At 65.6% G+C, this 457-nt stretch carries 1 pseudogene; it reads right to left on the reverse strand.

The annotated features are described in order from the left end of the window. Positions 1–457: pseudogene (locus ACLEJR_RS27035) on the reverse strand (RHS repeat-associated core domain-containing protein); the annotation flags it as partial.

Here is a 457-nt window from a genome sequence, read left to right on the forward strand (position 1 = left end):
ACCGCTGCACTTGCCCGGTGGCGTCGCGCACCTCGGCGAGGTTGTTCGCTGCGTCGTAGGCGTAGCTGACCAGTACTTCGCGCGGTTGATCGGAGTAGAGGCGTTCAATCCGGGTGACGCGCTCGCGCTCGTGAATCAGTTCCACTTGCACCAGATCGAAGGTGTCGCGCAGGCGCACCAGTCGCCCGGCCTCGTCGTAGTCCAGGTGAATGCGGTTGTCGTTGCGGTCGCCCAGTTGGCTCAGCCGCAGCAAAGAGGCCCGGCCTGGGGTCGGTTCGAACAACCGGTACAGGCCATCGTCACTCTCGATCAGCAGTTGGCCATTGAGGTGCCGGCGCACGGCGAGGCCTTCGCCGGCGCTGAACACCGCGCCGCCCAAGGGGATCGCACCCATGTCGATAGGGCGGGCCTGCTCATCGGTGTAGACCAGGGTTTCGCCACCGTCAGGGTGAGGGCA

The sequence above is a fragment of the Pseudomonas sp. SMN5 genome (genome assembly GCF_052041925.1).
Taxonomy (GTDB): domain Bacteria; phylum Pseudomonadota; class Gammaproteobacteria; order Pseudomonadales; family Pseudomonadaceae; genus Aquipseudomonas.